22 protein-coding genes are annotated in these 20,251 nt (G+C 68.9%); 11 read left to right on the forward strand and 11 right to left on the reverse strand.

From position 1 onward, the window contains the following. The first annotated feature begins 2 nt into the window (after positions 1–2). Positions 3–695, forward strand: a complete 693-nt coding sequence (locus tag QQX02_RS02220) for an alpha/beta fold hydrolase (protein WP_301140940.1) — start codon at positions 3–5, stop codon at positions 693–695. A 61-nt stretch (positions 696–756) separates the two neighbouring features. Then, on the forward strand, positions 757–990 hold the full coding sequence (locus QQX02_RS02225; RefSeq protein WP_301140942.1) for a TM2 domain-containing protein: 234 nt from the start codon (positions 757–759) through the stop codon (positions 988–990). A gap of 58 nt (positions 991–1,048) precedes the next feature. Here the strand turns inward: QQX02_RS02225 and QQX02_RS02230 are convergent, their stop codons facing one another. From QQX02_RS02230 to QQX02_RS02260, 7 genes are all read right to left on the reverse strand, one after another. Further along, complete coding sequence (locus QQX02_RS02230; protein WP_301140943.1) at positions 1,049–1,456, reverse strand: ribonuclease E inhibitor RraB; 408 nt, start codon at positions 1,454–1,456, stop codon at positions 1,049–1,051. Between the two features lie 98 nt (positions 1,457–1,554). After that, positions 1,555–2,559 (reverse strand): class I mannose-6-phosphate isomerase, encoded by a 1,005-nt coding sequence (locus QQX02_RS02235; RefSeq protein ID WP_301140944.1) that lies wholly within the window; start codon positions 2,557–2,559, stop codon positions 1,555–1,557. Next, the gene (locus QQX02_RS02240; RefSeq protein WP_301140945.1) at positions 2,556–3,791 is read right to left on the reverse strand and encodes an ADP-dependent glucokinase/phosphofructokinase; all 1,236 of its coding nucleotides are present in this window, start codon (positions 3,789–3,791) and stop codon (positions 2,556–2,558) included. The genes QQX02_RS02235 and QQX02_RS02240 overlap by 4 nt, the downstream gene beginning before the upstream one ends. Before the next feature lie 13 nt (positions 3,792–3,804). Next, a complete protein-coding gene (locus QQX02_RS02245; protein ID WP_301140946.1) occupies positions 3,805–4,665 on the reverse strand; it encodes a ketose-bisphosphate aldolase in 861 nt (286 codons plus the stop codon). A gap of 52 nt (positions 4,666–4,717) precedes the next feature. Further along, positions 4,718–5,614 (reverse strand): carbohydrate ABC transporter permease, encoded by an 897-nt coding sequence (locus tag QQX02_RS02250; RefSeq protein ID WP_301140947.1) that lies wholly within the window; start codon positions 5,612–5,614, stop codon positions 4,718–4,720. 3 nt (positions 5,615–5,617) lie between these two features. Next, complete coding sequence (locus tag QQX02_RS02255; protein WP_301140948.1) at positions 5,618–6,625, reverse strand: carbohydrate ABC transporter permease; 1,008 nt, start codon at positions 6,623–6,625, stop codon at positions 5,618–5,620. 84 nt (positions 6,626–6,709) lie between these two features. Next, positions 6,710–7,999: an ABC transporter substrate-binding protein gene (locus QQX02_RS02260; protein WP_301140950.1), complete on the reverse strand. Its 1,290-nt coding sequence runs from the start codon at positions 7,997–7,999 to the stop codon at positions 6,710–6,712. Between the two features lie 230 nt (positions 8,000–8,229). Here QQX02_RS02260 and QQX02_RS02265 point away from each other — a divergent pair, with 230 nt between their 5' ends. The 5 genes from QQX02_RS02265 to QQX02_RS02285 all read left to right on the forward strand — a co-directional run bounded on the left by QQX02_RS02265 (position 8,230) and on the right by QQX02_RS02285 (position 14,559). Continuing rightward, positions 8,230–9,057, forward strand: coding sequence for a DeoR/GlpR family DNA-binding transcription regulator (locus QQX02_RS02265; protein WP_301140952.1), 828 nt, complete (start codon positions 8,230–8,232; stop codon positions 9,055–9,057). Positions 9,058–9,101: 44 nt separating this feature from the next. Beyond that, positions 9,102–10,358, forward strand: a complete 1,257-nt coding sequence (locus QQX02_RS02270) for an arginine deiminase (RefSeq protein WP_301140955.1) — start codon at positions 9,102–9,104, stop codon at positions 10,356–10,358. A 55-nt stretch (positions 10,359–10,413) separates the two neighbouring features. Further along, positions 10,414–11,046, forward strand: a complete 633-nt coding sequence (locus QQX02_RS02275) for a biliverdin-producing heme oxygenase (protein WP_301140957.1) — start codon at positions 10,414–10,416, stop codon at positions 11,044–11,046. 103 nt (positions 11,047–11,149) lie between these two features. Further along, positions 11,150–12,889, forward strand: coding sequence for an alpha/beta hydrolase (locus QQX02_RS02280; protein ID WP_301140958.1), 1,740 nt, complete (start codon positions 11,150–11,152; stop codon positions 12,887–12,889). 47 nt (positions 12,890–12,936) lie between these two features. Continuing rightward, a complete protein-coding gene (locus QQX02_RS02285; protein WP_301140959.1) occupies positions 12,937–14,559 on the forward strand; it encodes a cation:proton antiporter domain-containing protein in 1,623 nt (540 codons plus the stop codon). 31 nt (positions 14,560–14,590) lie between these two features. On the opposite strand, the gene QQX02_RS02290 is transcribed toward QQX02_RS02285, so the two are convergent. The 3 genes from QQX02_RS02290 to QQX02_RS02300 all read right to left on the reverse strand — a co-directional run bounded on the left by QQX02_RS02290 (position 14,591) and on the right by QQX02_RS02300 (position 16,758). Then, positions 14,591–14,734 carry a hypothetical protein gene (locus tag QQX02_RS02290; protein WP_301140961.1) on the reverse strand — a complete coding sequence of 48 codons (144 nt, stop codon included), beginning with the start codon at positions 14,732–14,734 and terminating at the stop codon, positions 14,591–14,593. Positions 14,735–14,745: 11 nt separating this feature from the next. Beyond that, entirely contained in the window at positions 14,746–16,206 is a 1,461-nt protein-coding gene (locus tag QQX02_RS02295; RefSeq protein WP_301140962.1) for an NAD(P)/FAD-dependent oxidoreductase, read from the reverse strand. Between the two features lie 156 nt (positions 16,207–16,362). Next, positions 16,363–16,758, reverse strand: a complete 396-nt coding sequence (locus QQX02_RS02300; RefSeq protein WP_301140963.1) for a phage holin family protein — start codon at positions 16,756–16,758, stop codon at positions 16,363–16,365. A gap of 111 nt (positions 16,759–16,869) precedes the next feature. Between QQX02_RS02300 and QQX02_RS02305 the strand changes: the two genes are divergently transcribed. After that, positions 16,870–17,208 carry a PadR family transcriptional regulator gene (locus QQX02_RS02305; RefSeq protein ID WP_301140964.1) on the forward strand — a complete coding sequence of 113 codons (339 nt, stop codon included), beginning with the start codon at positions 16,870–16,872 and terminating at the stop codon, positions 17,206–17,208. Beyond that, the gene (locus QQX02_RS02310; RefSeq protein ID WP_301140966.1) at positions 17,205–18,176 is read left to right on the forward strand and encodes an HAAS signaling domain-containing protein; all 972 of its coding nucleotides are present in this window, start codon (positions 17,205–17,207) and stop codon (positions 18,174–18,176) included. The genes QQX02_RS02305 and QQX02_RS02310 overlap by 4 nt, the downstream gene beginning before the upstream one ends. Before the next feature lie 16 nt (positions 18,177–18,192). Here QQX02_RS02310 and QQX02_RS02315 read toward each other — a convergent pair whose 3' ends face one another. Then, positions 18,193–18,609, reverse strand: coding sequence for a carboxymuconolactone decarboxylase family protein (locus QQX02_RS02315; protein ID WP_301140968.1), 417 nt, complete (start codon positions 18,607–18,609; stop codon positions 18,193–18,195). Positions 18,610–18,812: 203 nt separating this feature from the next. Here QQX02_RS02315 and QQX02_RS02320 point away from each other — a divergent pair, with 203 nt between their 5' ends. Together QQX02_RS02320 and QQX02_RS02325 are read left to right on the forward strand one after the other, a co-directional pair. Continuing rightward, positions 18,813–19,478 (forward strand): sigma-70 family RNA polymerase sigma factor, encoded by a 666-nt coding sequence (locus QQX02_RS02320; RefSeq protein WP_301140969.1) that lies wholly within the window; start codon positions 18,813–18,815, stop codon positions 19,476–19,478. A gap of 2 nt (positions 19,479–19,480) precedes the next feature. Next, complete coding sequence (locus QQX02_RS02325) at positions 19,481–20,242, forward strand: anti-sigma factor (protein ID WP_301140970.1); 762 nt, start codon at positions 19,481–19,483, stop codon at positions 20,240–20,242. Positions 20,243–20,251 lie beyond the last annotated feature (9 nt).

The following is a 20,251-nucleotide window of genomic DNA, read 5'->3' on the forward strand; positions in this document are numbered from 1 at the left end:
CCATGGACGTCGCGTTCCTGCCAGGCATCGCCTCCGGTGGCCCCGAGGCGTGGCGCCACCTGGTGCGCTACCTGGAGAGCGCCGTGCCGGACTTCGATGCAAAGCGCGCCCGCTTCCACGACTTCCGCGAGGCGAACGGCGGCTTCGCCGACCACGCCGACTGGGCAGTCGAGGGCGCCAGCGCGACCCGCCCGGTGCACGTCATCGCCCACAGCTTCGGCGGCAACGGGGCGCTCCTCGCGGCGCAGCACTACCCCGAGCGCATCGCCAGCCTCACGCTGTTCGAGCCGGCGGCTCTGGCTCTCACGCGCCACACTCCCGCGACCGAGGCCCACATCGCCCAAGTAGGCCCCATCTTCGCCTGCCGCGCCGACCTCGACTGCACCGACGCCGAGCTCGGGTACCGGCTGCTGACTGCGCTGGGCGGCCGCATGCACCGCGAGGATCCGCTGACGGACGCGGTGGGGCGCACGATGCGCCAGGCGGGCGCGCCGTGGGAGGCGCCCCTGGATCGCAAGTGGACCATGCACGTGCCCACCCTGGTCATCACGGGCGGCTGGGACGACATCTATGAGGACGTCGCCCGGCACCTGGAGAGCCGCGGCGCCACCCACCTCGTCGTGCCCGGCGCAGAGCACCGGCCGCAGGACCTGCCGCCCGCGCATCGGGCCACCGCCGCCCACATCATGAGCTGAGCCGAGCTGCGCGTCGCGCTTCGCACGCACCGCTGCGGGTGCATGGGCGTAGCCTGAGGCCATGAGCATGCCTTCGACCGCCATCCACGCGCCCAAGAGCCTGCTGCTCGCCTACATCCTGTGGTTCTTCCTGGGACTCTTCGGCGTGCAGCACTTCTACCTGGGCAAGATCGGGCGCGGCCTGCTCTACCTGCTCACTGCGGGCGTGTTCGGCGTGGGCTGGATCATCGACCTGTTCACCCTGCCGTCGCAGACGAGGGCGATCAACGCCCAGCGCGCGGTCGGCATCCGCTGAGATCATCGCGCAGGCGCTGAAGCCCGCCCCCGCATCGGCCGCCCGACAGCGCTGACGGTCAGAGGGGCTCGATGCCCCAGCCTGCCTTCTCCTCGGCGGTGTACAGCGCGGCCCAGCCCTCGTACTCGCCGCCGTGGGTGGTCGCGATGCCCTCAGCGACGTCGACGGTCTCCCGCAGGAAGTCGGGCACCAGCGGCTCGTCGCGGCCGTAGATGATGATGGACCACTCGTCGACGCCGTGGCTCGGCTCCACGAGCTCGCCGGGGAACCGACGCTCGCCGAGCTCCTTCGCGGCGGCACGCGCCTTGTCCTCGTCCTTGAACGTCACGGAGAACTCGCTGTCGCGCGGCGCGGAGACGTCCGCCCCCGCATCGACGAACCGCTGTAGCTGAGCCGAGTCGTCTTCGTACAGGCCGTACGGATCCACACGCTTGCGTGCGCCGGTGAAACGCGAGAGGAATCCCATGGGCCAACGCTAGTCGCTCGCGACCGGGACTCGACACGCGAGTCTCCTGGGCTTCACTGCACGGGGCCGATGCGCGGGCCGGGTCGGCCTGCGCGCGCTCACGCGGCGGGTGGACGGCAGCGGAGCACCTCGAGCCCACCGCGGTCCTCCAGCGACAGGTCGCCGGCGGCATGCGGGGTCAGGAGGGTCACGCCCCGTCGCACCGGGATCTCCGGCCCGTGTGCGGGCACCAGCACCCCCTCACCGTCGGCGACGACCAGCACGGAGAACCCCGCGTCGCAGCGCGAGTCGCCACGCAGCCGTTCCGCGCGGAAGAACTCCGCCGCGCCCGGCAGCAGTGCGCCGTCGTCCTCGGCGCTCGACTCGCGCCACGACGCCACCTCGATCAGCTCGCGACCGCGGCGATCGAGCGCCTCGAGCGCGACGTCGAATCCCAGGCCCAGATGGCCGTCCCGCACGCCGTCGATCGCGAAGTCCTTCCACTCCATCAGCACCGACAGATCAGTGGGCTCCTGGAGCTCGACCACGAGCGCGCCCCTGCCGATCGCGTGCGGCGTGCCGGCAGGGACCAGCACCGCGTCGCCCGCGGCGGGCTGGAGACGGTGCATCGCGCCGAGCATGGCGTCGACATCCTGGTCCCTCACCCACGAGCGGACCTCCTCCCGCGACACGTCGCGGACGAACCCCAGCCACACCGGCGCGGGCTCGAGGAAGATCCACGCCTCCGTCTTGCCGTGGCCGAGTCCCAGGTGACGCTGCGCGAACGGCACGTCCGGGTGCACGTGGACCGGGAGCCGCTGGCCCGCGTCGAGAAGCTTGACGAGCACCGCGGGGTCGTCGCCGTACCTCGCGACGTGGTCGGCACCGAGCCAACTCACCGGGTGGGCGCGGACGGCATCGGCCAGCAGCGTGCTGTCAGCAAGCGTGCTCAGCCCCAGCCGGTCGTGGCCGAACAGCGTGGTCACGGACCCCACCCAGTCCTCGGGTGTGTGGGGTTGAGCGGGGCCGGTGCCGCGGAACGCCGCGATGCGCTCTCCTCCGGCGTAGAACCGGGCGGGCGGCTGGTTCGCCGGCAGGATCCACGCGCGCGCGGCTGTGGTCACGACGAGCGACCCTGGGCGACGCCGGTGGCGAGCGACGCGACGAGGCCACCCACGAACGCATCGCCCAGACCGATCGTGGTGGGCGCATCGGTCACCAGTTCGCGTGCAGCCACACAGGCCACGTCCGTGCCGAGCATCGCGGCGAGCCTGAGCGAGAACTCCTCGCCGGCGCTCTGACGCGGCACCTCGCGCACGGAGGCGAGCCGCGCGATGTCGAGCCCGTCGCCGTGCAGATACCTCGCGCTCGCCATGTCGATGCCGCCCTCCAGCGCGGCCGCCATCGTCGCGGCGGCCGTCCCGTGCGCGAGCGCCCAGTGTTGCGTGTGGACCACGAGCGTGCGCGCGGGCACGATGGTGCGGACCCGGCGCAGTGCCGCCGCGACGTCCACCGGGTCGAGCAGGTCCACCGGCCGGCCCACGTAGGCCTGCAGCTCGTCCTCATTCATGCCGTAGACGTCCACGCGGTCCGTGATGGCGTCGATCACGATGCGCTCGAACCCGGGCACGTGGTATCCGCCGTCCTCGAAAACCACGGTGGCCTCGGCGGGCAGCCGCTCCATCGCGTCGCGCAGCTCGCGCATGCGCCGGACGAGCATCGGCTGGTCCGTCATCGAGTTGAAGCCGGAGATCAGGAACACCTGCGCCGTGGCGAGCAGGTCGCCCAACTCGTCAGCGAGCGCCATCTCGCGGTTGGGCGGATCGCACACGTAGATGAGCCGGTTCGCACGCTGCGACTCGACCACGGTGCCGTCCGCGAGCTCAACGCGCGCGCCCGCGGGGAACTGCATGATCAGGTGGGGGTTGATCGCGTCGGCGTCGCGGGAGCAGATGTACTCGACGTCGTCGGGGAGCAGCGCACGCACGTGGTCGTCCTCCGCGACCAGATGGAGGGTCGAGGGGATGCCGACCGCGCTCATCGCGAGCGCCGCACGCACCGAGGTGCCGCCCAGGGTGACGCGGCGCTCGTGCCGTCCTGCGACCGCTTCCACCACGTCGTGGCTGGCGACGGCGCGCTCGCCGCCCACGCCGTCGCGCACGAACGCGAGGATCGAGCGCACCAGGTCGCGCTCGGTCTCGATCACGTCGCCTCGCACGAGGTCGTCGCGGCCGATGCCGTGGTCGCGGGCCAGGCCCGTCATCACGGCGGAGTCCCAGACGGTCTCGTAGTCCAGGCAGCCGCCGAGCCCGAGCACCGTGGCGCTCGGGCTCGGCGTGGTGGAGGAGGTCATCATGCTGCCCAGGGTCTCAGTAGAGACCGGCCTTGCCGTCGGAGCCGAACAGGCGGATCTTGTGCGCGGCCTCCGCCTTCATCGCCTCGACCGCCGGGGGCTGGATGGTGTTGGGCTCACGCACCGAACCGTCCGCCAGCACTTCGCGCATCTTCACGTGATACGCCACCTTGATGTCGGAGGAGATGTTGATCTTGTTGATGCCCATCTTCGCCGCCTGACCGATCTCGGCGTCGGGGTTGTTCGAGCCGCCGTGCAGCACGAGCGGCACGCTGACCGCGGCCTTGATCTCCTGGAGCAGGTCGAGCTTCAGCTCGGGTTTCATCCACGACGGGTAGATGCCGTGCGAGGTGCCGATCGCGATCGCGAGGGAGTCCACGCCGGTGGCCTCGACGAACTTCACTGCCTCGTCGGGCTTGGTGTAGATGATCTCGTCCGCGCCATCCTCGGCCTCTGAGTCGGTCTTGCCGATGGTTCCGAGCTCGCCCTCGACGGACAGGCCCACCGCGTGCGCGGCCTCGACGGCGCGGCGCGTGAGGGCGACGTTCTCGTCGAACGGCAGCATCGAGCCGTCGAGCATCACGGACGTGAAGCCGGACTGGATGGCCCACAGCATCTGGTCGATGGTCGCGCCGTGGTCGAAGTGGATCGCCACCGGGACGCTCGACCGGTGCGCACGCTCACGGATGGCGAGCACCAGCTCGTCTCCCACGTGGGCGAGCTCGTCGGGGTGGATCGCGATGAGCAGCGGCGACTGGAGCTCCTCGCCGATCTCGAAGATTCCCCGATTCATGGCCCAGTCCGAGATGTTGAATGCCGGGATGGCAAAGGAGTGCTGGTTGGCGACCTTCAGAAGGTCGTCGCCGGTGACAAGCATGGGTGGTTCCTTTCGGGTGATGTGCTGGGGGATGTCGAGAGCTCGGGGTGGCTCACGCTTTCACTGCACCGGCGGTCATGCCGCCGATGAAATATCGCTGGAAGAACAGGAAGAGGATCAGCACCGGGATGCAGCCGAGCACGCTCATCGCCATCATCTGGTTCCAGTCGTAGGCGTGCTGGCCCATGAGCAGCTGGATGCCGATGGGCACGGTGCGCATGTCGTTCGTGCGCGTCAGGGTGAGTGCGAACAGGTACTCGTTCCACGCGATCATGAAGGTGTAGACGCCCACGGAGACCATGCCGGGCACGGAGATCGGCACGAGCACGCGCCAGAGTGCGGTCCAGGGGCTGCCGCCGTCGACCTTGACGGCCTCGTCGAGCTCACGCGGCAGGGTGTTGAAATACCCGGTCATCATGATGATCGCGTAGGGCAGGGTGAACACCATGTAGGTGAGGATCAGCCCGGGATAGGTGTTGTACAGCCCCAGCACCACCACGAGACCGAAGTACGGGATCAGCAGCGTGATGGGCGGCACGGCCTGGACCGAGATCACCACCACGTTGATGATGCGCTTGCCCTTGAACTCGTAGCGGGAGAACGCGTACGCGGCGAGCACCGCCACGAACAGGGTGAGGATCGTCACCGACCCGGCGATGAAGTAGCTGTTGAAGAAGAACCGGAGCTTCTCGGGGTCCGTCAGGATGGCGACGTACGCGTCGAACGAGAACCCTTCGGTGATGAGGCGCGGCGGGTACTCGAAGATCAGCCCGTTGGGCTTGAACGAGCTCGACAGCATCCACACCACGGGCAGCGCGGGGAACAGCGCACCGATGGTGAGCGCGGCGATCAGTCCGGCCTTCTTGCGCTTGCGCGCACGGATCACGTGGGCCCGGGTGGGCACCTCGAGCTGAGTGGGGGCGGACAGGGAAGTCTTGGTGGCAGTCATGGGTCAGTCCCTCGACTTCTGGTGGCGGACGTAGAAGAAGGCCAGCGTCATCGACAGCAGGAAGATGATCACGGCGGAGGCCGATGCGACGGCGAAGTCATAGGTCGAGAACGCCAGCTTGTAGGTGTACGTGGAGACCATCTCCGTGGCGTCGATGGGGCCGCCGCCGGTGGTCATCCAGATCAGCGCGAACTGCTGGGTGGTCCAGATGAAGTCCAGCAGCGCCATCGAGATGATGATGGGCTTCAGCTGAGGAAGCGTGACGTTGAAGAACTGCTTGACGGGGCCCGCGCGGTCGAGCCGTGCGGCCTCGTAGAGCTCGCTCGAGATGCCCTGCAGTCCTGCGAGCAGCGACACCATGAAGAACGGGTAGCCGGCCCAGATGTTGATGAATGTGATCGCCGGCAGGGCGAGCGACGGGTCGGACAGCCACGCGATCTCCTCCTCCGCGAACCCCAGTTCGGTGACGAAGAAGTTGACGATGCCGTTGGGCGACAGCAGCATGCGCCACAGCACGGCGACGATCGCCACGGTGAACAGCCACGGCAGGATGTAGATGGCCCGGTAGACCGCCTTGAGCCGGTTGCTGATCATGGGCGAGTTGAGCATCAGCGCGAAGCCCATGCCGAGCACGAAGTGCGCGATGACGGACGCGCCCGCGAAGATCGCGGTGTTGCTGACCGCCTTGAAGAACACGGGGTCGCCCAGCACCTGGGCGTAGTTCTCGAAGCCCACGAAGTCCGAGTTGGGGTTGATGATGACGCGGTCCACGAACGAGTAGCCGATCACCATCGCGATGGGCGTCACCATCAGGACGAGCAGCAGGACGAACGTGGGGGTCAGAAAGCCGTACGGCGCCACGGTGCCGCGGTAGCTCCGTCGGCCTCGCCATCGTCCGCGCGTCGGGCCGGCTTCGTCGCCGGTGCCGCCGTCGCCGGAGCCGGCGCTGGCCGGCGCGGTCGCGAGCGGCGCTGCGGCCGTTGCTTCCGTGGTCTCGGGGGGGTGTGTCACGAGTTTCACCTGATCTGTTGGGGAGGGTCCGTCGGCCGCGCCCCATGGTGGGGGTGCCTGGGCGCGGCCGACGGGGTCAGCGGACTAGAACTGCGACTCCCACTTGGTCTGGGTCGCGGTGAGCGCATCCTCGACGGAGATGTCTCCGTTGAGGACTCGCTGCAGCTCCTCTGCCATGTCGCGCATGAGCTGCTCGGCGACCGGCAGTCCCACGAACTCGTTGGCGGGGTAGCCCTCGTTCCAGACGTCGAACGCGGACTGGAAGATCTCGTCCTGCGTCACGAACTCCGGCACTGCGGTGCTGTTGCCCGGGAACGCGTTGGCCGCGTTGGCGAGCTCACCATTGGCGTCGGCGCTCATGAGGAACTCCACGAGCTTCCACGCCTCCTCCTTGTTCTCGGAGTTCTCGGCGACACCGATGCCCCACGAGGCGTACGGAGTGCCGCGCTCTCCCGCGTACCCGTCCTCGGCGGGAACCGCGTGGAGCGAGAAGTCGAGGTCGGGGCTGGACTCGCGCAGCGTGTTGATGTGCGCGAGGGACGAGATCATCATTCCCACGCGGCCGCTGCTGAACTCCTCGACCTTGTCCTGCTCCTTGAGCGTGGCGGCGCCCGGTGCGATGGCGCCGGCCTCGTCCAGACCGACCACGAAGTCGACAGCGCTCTGGACCTCGGGGTTGTTGACGTCGGGCGCACCGTCCTCGGTGAGCATCGACCCGCCTGACGCCCAGGCCCACGACATCACGTCGTTCTGGATGCCGTTGGGGGTCTCGAGCGACAGCGGGAGAATCCACCCGCTCGTGTTCTCGTCGCTCTCGGACACGGCGATGGCCGCGGCCTCGAACTCGCTGCGCGTGGACGGCGCTGCGTCGACGCCTGCATCGGCCAGCAGGCCGTCATTGGTGAACAGCATGTACGCGAAGTTCACCACCGGGATCATGTAGGTCGAGCCGCCCAGCTGAACCTGGCTCGCGAGCTCACCGTCGTCGTAGCCGGCGTCGGACATCAGTGCCGTGAGGTCCGCGATCGACCCCTGGTCAACGAAGTCGCTGACCCACGCGCCGTCGAGGCCGACCACGTCGGACATCGTGCCGGACGCCGCACCGGCGACGACCTGCTCACGGGTCGAGGCGTAGGGGCCGGACAGGAGCTCCACCTCGATGCCAGGGTTGGCCTCTTCGAAATCGTCCATCAGGCCGCGCAGCACGCCCTCCGGGAGCTCGGGCTCCCACCACTGCGCGAACTCGAGCGTGACGGTCTCGCCGTTGCCGCCACCGTCACCATCGCTCGGGCCATCCGAGGCGCCTTCGGAGCTGCAAGCGGTGACCAGCGCGAGCGCACTGATCGCGGCTGTCGCCCCGATCCACTTCCTCATACGAGCTTCCTTGCTCATGTCTCTCCAATCAGTGACCGCTCTGACGCGGAGTGCGCCTGCGCCACTTTGCGCTTTTCTGCGGTTTTACTCACGCTAGTGCGGCCTCTTGCGAGTTGTCAAGCATCAAAAGTCACAAAACCGCATCGGCGCTCGGGGAGTCTGCGGCCCTCCCGCCCTGGCGGACCCAAAGTCACTGCTGTTTCATGCTTTTTTGTGCTACAACTTCAGTCATGACACGTGCAGATTCCGCGCATCGCCCGCGCACTGATGCGGGGCGTCGCCTGCCTGCGGGGCGCAAGGCCGACCTCGTGGACGCGATCACGGACGCGGGGCAGGTGACGGTCGCTGAGCTCGCCGAGAAGTTCGCGGTCTCGCCCGACACGATCCGGCGCGACCTCGACCGTCTCGACGCGGACGGACTCGTCATTCGCACCCACGGAGGTGCCGTGAGCCCGCAGTCCGGCGCCAAGCCGGAGACTGCGCTCGACCTGCGCAAGCAGGTGCAGATGGCGGCCAAGGAGACCATCGGCGAGCTGGCGGCGGGCCTCGTCGACGACGGCGACACCATCATGATCAACGGCGGCACCACCGCCCTCGCGCTCGCTCGACACCTGGCCGATCACCGCAGCCTGACGATCGCCACCAACAACCTGCTGCTCTCCACTGAGATCGACCCGGAGTGCATCCGCAATCTGTACGTGTTCGGCGGCACGGTGCGCACCCATGATCACGTGAGCATCGGCCCCGTCCACCTCGGTGGCCTCGCCGGCGGCGTCGACCTCGATGTGCGCTGCCGCCTGTCGCTGATCGCCGTGGGCGGCGTCAACACGGCGAGCTTCTCCACGTCCAACGTCGCCGAGGCGACGATGATGAGGGACATGATGGAGGCGGGCGACACCGTCGCGGTGATGATCGACTCGTCGAAGTTCAATCGCAAGCTGTTCGCCCAGTTCGCTCCCCTGGCGATGGCGGACTACGTCATCACTGATCAGATGCCGGGCACGGAGTACATGAACGCGTTCGCCGCAGCGGGCGTCGAGGTGATCTGTCCCGAGTAGCGGTGGTCCGGTCGCACGGCCTCCCCCGGTGTTACGTTTTCTTCATGACTCAGGCCCCTGTCAAGCCTCAGGACCGCTACGGCGCCCACTCCGAGGTGGGGCGCCTGCGCAAGGTGCTGGTCTGCTCCCCCGGCCTCGCCCACAATCGCCTCACCCCGTCGAACGCGGACGCCCTGCTGTTCGACGACGTGATGTGGGTCGACAACGCGCGCCGCGACCACGATGAGTTCATCTCGCTCATGCGCGAGCGGGACATCGAGGTGCTCGAGCTCCACGAGATCCTGGCCCAGACGCTCGCGATCCCCGAGGCGCGCACCTGGCTGATGGACCGCAAGATCACGCCCGACGAGGTGGGGCTGGGCCTGGTGCCGGACGTTCGCGCCTTCCTGGACCTGCTGGACCCCCACGTGCTCGCGCGCTACGTCCTGGGCGGCCTGTCCACCTCCGACCTGCCCATCGACTTCGCCGCGCCCAGCCTGCAGCTGGTGCGGGAGGAGTCGGGCATGCGCGACTACCTGATGCCGCCGCTGCCCAACACGCTGTTCACGCGGGACACCACCAGCTGGATCTACGGCGGCGTCACCCTCAACCCGCTGTACTGGCCCGCGCGGCATGCCGAGACGCTCATCATGAAGGCCGTGTACCGGTTCCACCCCGACTTCGCGGGCGACGTCACCACTTGGTGGGGCGACCCCGAGCGCGACCACGGGCTCGCGACCCTCGAGGGCGGCGATGTGATGCCCATCGGCAACGGCGTGGTGCTGATCGGCATGTCCGAACGCTCGAGCCGCCAGGCCATCACGCAGGTCGCCACGTCGCTGTTCACGGCCGGCGCCGCCAAGCGGGTGATCGTCGCGAAGATGCCCAAGCTGCGCGCGGCGATGCACCTCGACACCGTCTTCACCATGGCCGATCGCGACGTCGCCACCGTCTTCCCGGGCATCGTCGACGGGATCGAGACCTACTCCCTCTTCCCGGCCGATGCGCCCGTCACCTTGGACGTGGTGCGGGAGAACCTCCCCTTCACGGAGGTGGTCGCCCACGCGCTCGGCCTCAAGAAGCTGCGGACCATCGCCACCGGCGGCGACCGCTACGCCTCCGAGCGTCAGCAGTGGGACTCGGGCAACAACGTGCTGGCGCTCGAGCCCGGAGTGGTCGTGGCCTATGACCGCAACACCCACACCAACGCGCTGCTGCGCGAGGCCGGCATCGACGTGCTCGAGATCGTGGGCTCCGAGCTGGGCCGCGGCCGCGGCGGCGCGCATTGCATGACCCAGCCGCTGGTGCGGGACCCACTCTGACGCCCGGCCCGGGTGACGCCGTGGCGGCAGAGGCCTGCGGGCTACACTCGGCCGCATGACCCCCGCGAGCACGCTGTCCGTGCGCATCCGAGAGGCGACGGCGGCCGAGCACCGGGCCGCTGAGACCCGCGGCTACATCACGCGGCTCATGGACGGCGAGCTCGACCTCGCGGCCTACACCCGGTATCTGATCCAGTTCGCCCACGTCTACCGCGCACTGGAGAGCAGGGCACCCCAGCCCCGCGATCCCGCGCCCCTCAACGACCCCCGCCTGGACCGCTTCCCGTCGATCGCGAGCGACCTGGCGCACCTGGGCGCCGCCGACTGGGAGAGCCGACCGGTCATCGACGCCGCACTCGCCTATGCCGCGCACCTCCGCGCCATTCCCGTCATCGACGTCCCGCGCTACCTCGCGCACCACTACACGCGGTATCTGGGAGACCTGTCCGGCGGCCAGGCGATCGGCGCACTCATGGCGCGCCACTACGGCGCGACGCCCCAGCAGCTGTCGTTCTATCGGTTCGAGCAGATCGCCGCCGCGCCCCGCTTCAAGACGGAGTACCGTGCGGCGTTGGACGCTCTGGAGCTCAGCCCTGCGCAGGAGCAGGCCTTTGTCGATGAGGCGCTGGTGGCCTTCCGCCTCAATGCGGCGATCTTCGACCAGCTGGGCGCCCCCACACCTGCCTGACCGGAGACCCCAGGCCTGACGGCCCGCAAGCGACGGCGCCGCATCGGATAGCCTCGAGTCACGACAGCACTCGACGACCCTGCACCATCAGAGGGGAGGCGTGGTGACCACCGGAATCCGGGATCGCGCCTACGCCCGGCTCAGCGGCCCCCCAGCGCCACGCCGGCGAGCCCCGCGCGTGTTCGAGGCGAGCTTCTCTGCGGTGGGCATTGTCATCGGGCTGTACTTCTTGGCCATCTCCCTCACGCCGTCGCTGCTGCCCCGCGCCGGCTACGCCCAGGGGCTCAACTCGGGCGTCGCGTTCATGATCGGGTACGGGCTCGGGGCCGGCGCGTACGCGCTGATGCGGTTCCTGAGCGTGCCGCAGGCCCGTGGGCGGGTGCGCGTCGCGCTGCTGTCGGTCTCGCTCGCCCTGATCGCACTCCAGGCATCCCTGGCGATCTGGCGATACGTGGGCTGGCAGAACCAGACCCGACTGGCCTTCGGCATGGAGCCCCTGTCGCCCCTGGTGTGGCCCGTCATCGCGATCGTCGCGGTCGCCGTCGCGGCTCTCGTGCTGGTCATCGCACGGTCCCTGCGGCTGCTGTTCCGCAAGGCCGACGATCTCTTCAATCGGTGGCTTCCCCGACGGCTCGCGGTGACGCTTGCCGGCGTGATCCTGGTCGCGGTGCTGTGGTGGGTGCTGTCCGGGGCATTCGTCAATGCCTTCTTCACGACGTCGAACTGGATCTTCTCCGGCCGGGACCTGCAGTCCAACCCAGGCGACGAGCAGCCGCTGCAGCCCGAGCGCTCAGGCTCCCCCGCATCGGCCGTCGACTTCGAGCACATGGGGCGCCAGGGCCGATCGTTCGTGGCGAGCGGCCCCTCGGCGGAGGACATCGACGAGTACACGGGCGGCGGTGCGCTCGAGCCCATCCGGGCGTACGTGGGGCTGCGGTCCGCGGACACTCTCGAGGAACGCGCGGAACTGGTACTCGACGAGTTGCAGCGCGCCGGAGCCTTCGACCGAGAGATCCTGGTGCTCGCCACGGTCACCGGCACCGGATACCTCGACCCCGCCGGCGTCGACCCGCTCGAATACCTGTGGAACGGCGACACCGCGATCGCAGGGGTCCAGTACTCGTATCTGCCCAGCTGGATCTCGCTCCTCGCGGACCAGGACGTGGTCCGGGAGACCTCGCGAGTGGTGTTCCGCACGGTGCACGACTACTGGGCGACCCTTCCCGAGGACGATCGCCCTCAGTTCTACCTCTACGGCCTGTCGCTCGGCTCCACCGGTGTCGAAGCCGTGCTGTCGAGCGTGGACATCCTCAATGAGCCGATCGACGGCGCGCTGATGGTGGGACCGCCGTTCATCAACGAGATGCACACCGAGATCACCGCGGCGCGGGACACCGGCACGCCGCCGTGGCAGCCGGTCTTCAACCAGGGCCGGACCGTGCGGTTCACCGCGGAGCAGTACGGGCTCGACGCCGGCGGCACCTGGGGCCCCACCCGCCTCGTGTACCTGCAGCATGGCTCCGACCCCGTGACGTGGTTCGACGGGACGCTGGCCTTCACCAGCCCCGAGTGGCTGGAGCCCGGCCAGCGCGCACCCGACGTGGCCGAGACGATGGCCTGGTACCCCATCGTCACCATGTGGCAGGTGCTGCTCGACATGCCTGCGGCGGGCTCGATCCCCGAGGGCTACGGGCACCTCTACACGCACCGCGCGAACCTCGATGCATGGGCGGGCGTCACCCGGCCGGAGGGCTGGGATGCGGCCGATGCGGACGCCTTGGGCGAGCATCTGAGGCAGCGGGCGGAGCGCCTCGACGACCAGCGATCCCTGCTCGCCGACTGACTCACCGGCGGATTCTGCGCGAAATCTCGACCACGTAGAATCACCCCATGTTGCACCATGCCCCGCTGCTGACCACGATCGCTGCGGGCCTGGTCGTCGCCTTCGGATTGGGATTTCTCGCCCAGAAGGCGCGCTTGTCTCCCATCGTCGGCTACCTTGCGGCCGGCATCGTCATCGGCCCCTTCACCCCCGGTTACGAAGCGGACACCGAGCTGGCGATGGAGCTCGCGGAGATCGGCGTGATCCTGCTGATGTTCGGGGTGGGACTCCATTTCTCGTTCCGGGAGCTGCTCGCGGTGCGCAAGGTCGCGCTCCCGGGCGCGATCGCCCAGATGACGGCCGCGACGGCGCTCGGCACCGGCTTGGGTTTGTGGATCGGCTGGGATCTCGGGGCGTCGATGCTGTTTGGACTCGCGCTGTCGGTGGCGTCCACCGTCGTGATGCTCCGGGCGCTTGAGGACGAGCAGCTCCTCGACACTCGGGGCGGCCACATCGCGGTCGGATGGCTGATCGTCGAGGACCTCGCGATGGTGATCGCGCTGGTGATGATCCCCGTGCTGGCCTCCGACGTCGGCGGCCCGGGGGCGCTGGCCGGTGAGCTCGCGTGGACCATCGTCAAGGTGGGCGCGTTCGTCGCGCTGATGGTCGTCGTCGGACGGCGGGCGATTCCGTGGCTGCTCGGGCGCGTGGCCGACTCGGGTTCGCGCGAGCTCTTCACGCTCAGCGTGCTCGCGCTCGGCATCGGCGTGGCCGTGGGCGCGGCCTACCTGTTCGACGTCTCCTTCGCGCTCGGCGCGTTCTTCGCCGGCATGATCCTGCGCGAGTCCGACCTCTCCCATCGCGCGGCCGAGGACTCTCTGCCGCTGCGGCAGGCCTTCGCTGTGCTGTTCTTCGTCGCGGTCGGCATGCTGTTCGACTGGCGCGTGATCATCGAGCAGCCGCTGGCGCTGCTGGGCACGTTCCTCGTGATCGTCGCGGGCAAGACCGTGGTGGCGTTCGCCATCGTCAGAGCCCTGAAGTACTCGAAGCAGATGGCGCTGGTCGTGGCCGCGGCGCTGGCGCAGATCGGCGAGTTCTCGTTCATCCTCGTCACTCTCGGGGCGGACCTCGAGATCCTCTCCGGCGACGCGCGAGACCTGGTGCTCGGTGGAGCCATCCTGTCGATCATCGCCAACCCCCTGCTGTTCGCCTGGGCCACCCGCGCCTACCGCGAGACGGAGGATGTGGTGCCCATCGCCGATGCGCCACGAGAGTACGAGGGCGAGGACCACGTGCTCGTCGTGGGATTCGGGCGCGTGGGTGCGCGGGTCGCTGAGGGCCTGTGGGCACGCGGCGTCCCCACCGTCGTCGTGGACGATGACGAGCGCCGGGTCGAGACCCTACGGGAGCAGGGCCGCGAGGCGATCCTGGGCAATGCCGTGCGCGCGAAGGTGCTCATGGCTGCGGGCATCGACGCCGCGACGGTCGTCATCGTCGCGATCCCCGACCCGTTGAACGCCGGCGCCATCGTGTCGAAGGCCCGCGCGATGCGACCCGAGGCACGGATCATCGGCCGCGGGCACCGCGACGTGGACGTTGAGTACCTGACGGAGATGGGCGCCGACCGCGTCATCGTGGGCGTGCACGAGACGGCTGACCTCATGGTCGCGGAGGCGGACTCCCGGGCCTAGCCCCCCGGGTGGCGGCTGGTCTCTGAGGCCCTCAGTGCGACTTCCGGGCGAGCCTCCACATGGTCCAGTTGATGCGCATGAAGCGGAAGAACTGGAACACGGGGTTGCGCCGGCGCCGCAGCTCCTGCGGCGTGGGAAGCGGCGCCTGGGCGATGCGCTCGTTGGTGGTATCCATGGCGTGCCTCCTTACTCGGGGATCCAGGTCCAGCCTGGCTTGACCTTGGCCTTGTAGATGAACAGCGTGTGCAGCAGCCGCTTCACCCAGTGACCGGCGAGGCCGATCTCCCCGAACGTCTCCTTGAGGTTGCGGCCCGTCTCCGGATACTTCTCCCAGTCGGGGACCACGGGGCTCATGGTCATCGCGGCGGCGGTGCCGGAGCGCATGCCCGTGCCCGCCGAGGCCACGCATGCGGCCGCCATCTCGGCCATCGACGCCGCATGGGTCGGGACCGTAGCGCCCTTGAGGATCATGTCCGCGATGGAGAACGCGACGACCTTGCCGATGGTCCCCGACGGCATGCCGGTTCGGGGCGGACTCGGCGCCACTGCCAGGCCCTCCGGCGTGGCACGGGGCCTCGAGATCTGGTGGGGCGGGGCGAACGCGATGCCCACCGCGAAGCAGTTCGGGTACGTGGGGTTCTGGTACGTACGGGGCCAGTCCTTCGCGGTCCACTCCTCGAACGGCCGCTTGGCGTAGTCGGCGTCGACCTTCATGAAGCCGGATGGCGCGAACACGGTGTCGGTGATGTCCTCGCCCGCGCGGTCGTAGGCCTTCCAGTCGGCGCCCTTGAAGGGCGGAAGCAGCATCGCGAAGTCATACGGCAGGTCGTTGTGCGAACCGTCGAGCTGGTCGTAGTGGATGACGCCCGGTTCGATGCTCGTGACGGCGGCGCCCGTGACCGCCTTGACGCCGCGCTCGCGGTACAGCGACTCGGTCCACAGCTGGCTCGTGGTCCGGAAGCCGTTCTGCTCGAACTGCATCCCGCCCACGCCGAAGTCGCCCAGCTCGTTCTCATTGGTCAGATAGACGAGCTCGACGCGATCGCGAACGCCCGCCTCGCGCAGCTCGTGCTCGACGTTGAAGGTGTACTCGAAGGCCGCTCCTTCGCAGGTGCACGTGCCGTGACCGACGCCGATGACTACGCGCTTGTCCTCGCCGTTCTTGCAGGCGGCGATGACCTGCTGCAGCTTGACGTGCGCGTCTTCGGCATGGGCTGGGGTGCACACCGACACGGTGTTGCCCTCGTCCGGACCCAGTCCAGGCGTGGCGCCGAAGTTGAGTTTGGGGCCTGTGGCGTTGATGAGGTAGTCGTAGCGGATCTTGTCGACCTCGCCCGCCTTCTCGGCAGAGGTGAGTTCGACCTCGACAGCAGGACGGTCGTCCTCCGCATCGCCCTCGGGCCACAGCGCGAAGGCCTTCGCCTGGACGAATCTGATGCCGTGCTTGGCATAGATCGGGGCCAAGGGGAACACGACATCTTGGGGAGACATCCGTCCGACGCCCACCCAGATGTTGGAGGGGATCCAGTTGTACTTGGCGTTCGGGGAAACGACCACCACCTCGTGGGCCTTGCCGAGACGCTTCTTCAGATACAGGGCTGCGGTGTGACCCGAGACTCCCGCACCCAGAACCACGACACGAGCCATGCTCGATCACCTTCTTCGCTGATCACGGCGCGGAACGCCACGACATAGTTCCGGTATACGCCCCTGGGCGCCGCACATGGGGGGACCGAAGTCCCGCCAGGGGTGCGCGCGCTCGCTGGGGACGGCCCGGAGGGGTGCGAAGGGCCGATGCGGGGTCTAGCCGCGGGCGGTCGACTTCGAGTCGCGTCGCTCCTTGAGCCACCACAGCGGCAACAGCAGGGTGGCGATCGCCGTGACGAGCCACACGATGAGGGTGCCGATCACCCACGTGGTGACGCCGGTGATCTCCAGCCCGTCGCCCACCAGCGTCGCGATGAGCAGTGCGACGAAGGTCGACACCAGCCCCACGCCACCCGTGAAAGCGTTGGCGTAGCGCATCGACATCTTCAGGATGAACGGCGACAGGATCGACTGGGCGATCGCGAAGATCACCACCACGGTGACGAACCCGGACACGGTGATCTCGAAGTCGTCGAGGAGCAGGGATGCGACCCAGAGCCCGAGGGCAGAGGACGCGACGAAGATCAGCACACGGATCAGAAATCGGATCATGATCGGCACGCTACTCCTGAGCAGGTCCCTGCGCGCGACGAACGGGGCACTCCGGACCCTCGTGGCGCGATCGTTAGACAATAGTGTGCGTCACACAGTATCGTGTGGTGCATGCTCGATTCTGCGCTCGTCGCCGCACACCGCCAAGAACTGCGCCGTGGCACGTCGTCACTCGCGTGCCTCGCACTGCTCGCGAGCGCGCCCGACTACGGCTATCACCTGATCGAGAGGCTTGCGGCGCTCGGGCTCGACGTCGAGGCCAACACGCTGTACCCGTTGCTGCGCCGCCTGGAGAAGCAGGGCCTCCTCACCTTCGAGTGGGACACGACCCAGGCACGCCCGCGAAAGACCTATCGCACCTCCCCCGCCGGCGAGGAGCTCATCGCCGTGCTTCGCCAGGACTGGGCATCCCTCACGGCCGCCCTCGATCAGACCGGAGAGCACTCATGACCCTCACCGACCGCTACGTCGCCGCCACCCTGTCGCGCACGCCCGCCGCCCAACGCGGCGACGTCGAGGCGGATCTCCGCGCGGCGATCGCCGATGCCATCGAGGCGCGCCTCGAGGCTGGCGAGTTCGCGGACTCAACCGACCCCGCATCGGCCGCCGAGACCGCAGTCCTGAACGCGATGGGCGACCCCGAGGCGCTCGCGGCCACGTATGCCGACAGGCCCCTCCATCTCATCGGGCCGCGCCTGTACCTCCAGTGGAAGCGCCTCACGGTGCTGCTGCTATCCATCGTCGTGCCCATCGTCGCCGTCGTCGTCGGCATCGCGACGGCCATCGACGATGAGTCCGCTGCGACCGTCGTCGGCACCGCGCTCGAAGCGGCGTGGACCACCGCGATCATGATCGGCTTCTGGGTGACGGTGGTCTTCGCTGTGCTTGATCGTGCCAGCCAGAAGGAGATCGAGGAGATGACGACGCCCTGGACGGTCGAGCGCATGCCCACCGTCCCCGAGGCGCACGTGAGCTGGTCCGACACGGTGGGATCGTCCGTCGCCCTGGCCGTGACGGCGGCGCTGATCATCTGGCAGCAGTACGGGCTGTGGTGGGGCGCGAGCGCGGGCCAGCCGATCATCAATCCCGAGCTCTGGGCATTCACTCTCCCAGCACTGCTCGCGCTGATGGTCATCGAGCTGGTCACCGTGATCGCACGTCACGCACGCGGGCACTGGACCATGCGCGACTGGTGGGTCTCGCTCGCGCTCAACGTCGCGACGGCAGCGCTGCTCGCACCGTCGATGCTCGGGGGTACGTTCCTCAACACGGACCGATTCGACGAGCTCGGATGGCCCGATGAAGCCTCGCCCCTCTCGCTCGAACAATTCCAGACGGTGCTCTGGATCAGCGTGCTCGTCGTGGTCGTCGCTGACATCGTGACCGGCTGGCGACGGGCACGGCACGCGCCTCGATGAGCGGGAGCGCGGAGCGCTACTCCATCCCGCGCGTGACCCGGTTCCACGCGTTGACCAGCGCGACCGTCTCGACCACGGCGCCGAGCTGCTTCCTCGTGAAGAACTGGCCGGCCTCGTCGCGAGCGGCGGGCTCGAGCCCGCGCGGGTAGTCGGTGAGAATCTCGGCGAACCGCAGCGCGGCGGCGTCCCCCTCGCTCACCAGATCCTCCCGCATCAGCATGACGGGGCGCGCGAGAGCGGCAATCAGCTCGGGGCGCTCGCCCATGGCCGCGAGCTGCTCCGAATGCAGGCGCACGCTGAAGGTGCAGCCGTTGATGTGCGAGCAGCGGAGCCGGATCATCTCCCGCAGGCGCGGCTTGAGCTCGCTGCCCGCCGTCGCGTCGAAGCCCTCGAGGGACCTGAGGAACTCGGCACTGACCTTCGCGACACTCACGACGGCGACGCTACCAACCTGCACCGACACGGCGCCACCGTCCCTGGTGATCCTCCGGCGCCTCGGAGGACGCCGACCAATCCGGCGCCCCTCCGCGTGCGAACCTCGGTCACAGTCGCGGCGCCGTGCCTCTTTCTGAGCGGCGGCACGGCGCGGCGATGGTCCGAGATCCACTGCATCGATGCTTCGATGGGGGAGCCTAGATGAACGCCGCCGTCCGCCCCGAACGGAGGTCGCCCATGGAGCGACGCCACCTGCACGCCGTCAGCGACGACGTGCCCCGCGTGTCGCGCCACGAGCCGGACGCCTCTGCCGCTCAGCGGCTGGACGACCTGCTGGTGGCGTCGGGCCGAGGCTCGGCTCAGGCGTTCGAGGGGGTGTACGCCGCGATGGCGACGCCGGTGTACCGGCTGGCACTGCGGATCGTGCGGGACCCTGGCATGGCCGAGGACATCGCTCAGGAGGCGTTGGTCGAGGCGTGGCGCAAGGCTCCGGAGTTCCAGCCCGGCCGCGGCAGCGCCAAGACGTGGATGCTCACGATCGCGCATCGGCGTGCCGTTGATCGTGTGCGCCGCGAGCAGCGCCAGCGTCAGCAGATGGAGGCCGAGGCCGCCGTCGCTGAACGCGAGGAGATGCCTGCGGACCAGGACACCGTGGTGGAGGTCGACTTCCGACGTTGGCAGTCGGAGCGAGTGCGAGGAGCGCTCGACACGCTGACGGACATTCAGCGGGAGGCGATCGAGCTCGCCTACTACGGCGGATGCACCCAGACAGAAGTGGCGGCACGGCTCGGAGTGCCGCTCGGCACCACGAAGACCCGAATACGAGACGGTATGAAACGGCTACGCGACGCATTGGAGGAGGGATAGCCATGGATCTGCACGAGATGGTCGGCGCCTACGCCCTCCACGCCCTTGACGACGACGAGACTCGCCGCTTCGAGGAGCACCTTGCCCACTGCGACGAGTGCCAGTCGGAGCTCGCCAGCCTCGACGGCACGCTCGACGCCCTCGCCGAGCCCGGCGACGACGCGTCGACGGTCGCTCCCGCAAGCCTGCACGGCTCAGTGTTCGACGAGATCGCCCGCACCGCCCAGGTGCCGGTATCCGAGGACGCCGCTGCGCCCGAATCGACGACGACGCCAGACTCCCCCGCTGCGCCCGCGTCGCTCGACGCGGCCCGCGCATCGGCCGATCGCCGTCGCCGCCGCATCGGCCCGCGGCTGCTGGTCGCCGCCGCTGGCGTGCTGGCCGTGGTGGCCGTGGGCATCGGGTTCATCGCGAGCGGCGCCGACGAACGCGCCCTCGCGGAGGAGGCCGAGCGCGTGCGCACGGCCGATGACTCGATCGAGTATGCCCTCGGACTGGGCGCCGCGACCCTGCACGTGTCCCAGGCAGAGGGCGGAGTCGCACTCATCGGCGACACCCCCGACCTTCCCGACGGCGAGACCTACCAGGTGTGGGTGGTGCCGGCGGATGGCTCGGCCCCCGTGCCCGGTCCTGTGCTCGGCGACGGTGAACTCGCCCTGGCGTGGATCACGGACCTGGACGGCGCCGCCGCGGTCGCGGTGAGCGTGGAGCCCGAGGGCGGGTCGACGACGCCGACGGAAGTCGTGACAGCCGTCGAGCTCTAACCGCACGCC

Source organism: Demequina muriae (assembly GCF_030418295.1).
In the GTDB taxonomy this organism is placed as follows: Bacteria; Actinomycetota; Actinomycetes; order Actinomycetales; family Demequinaceae; genus Demequina; species Demequina muriae.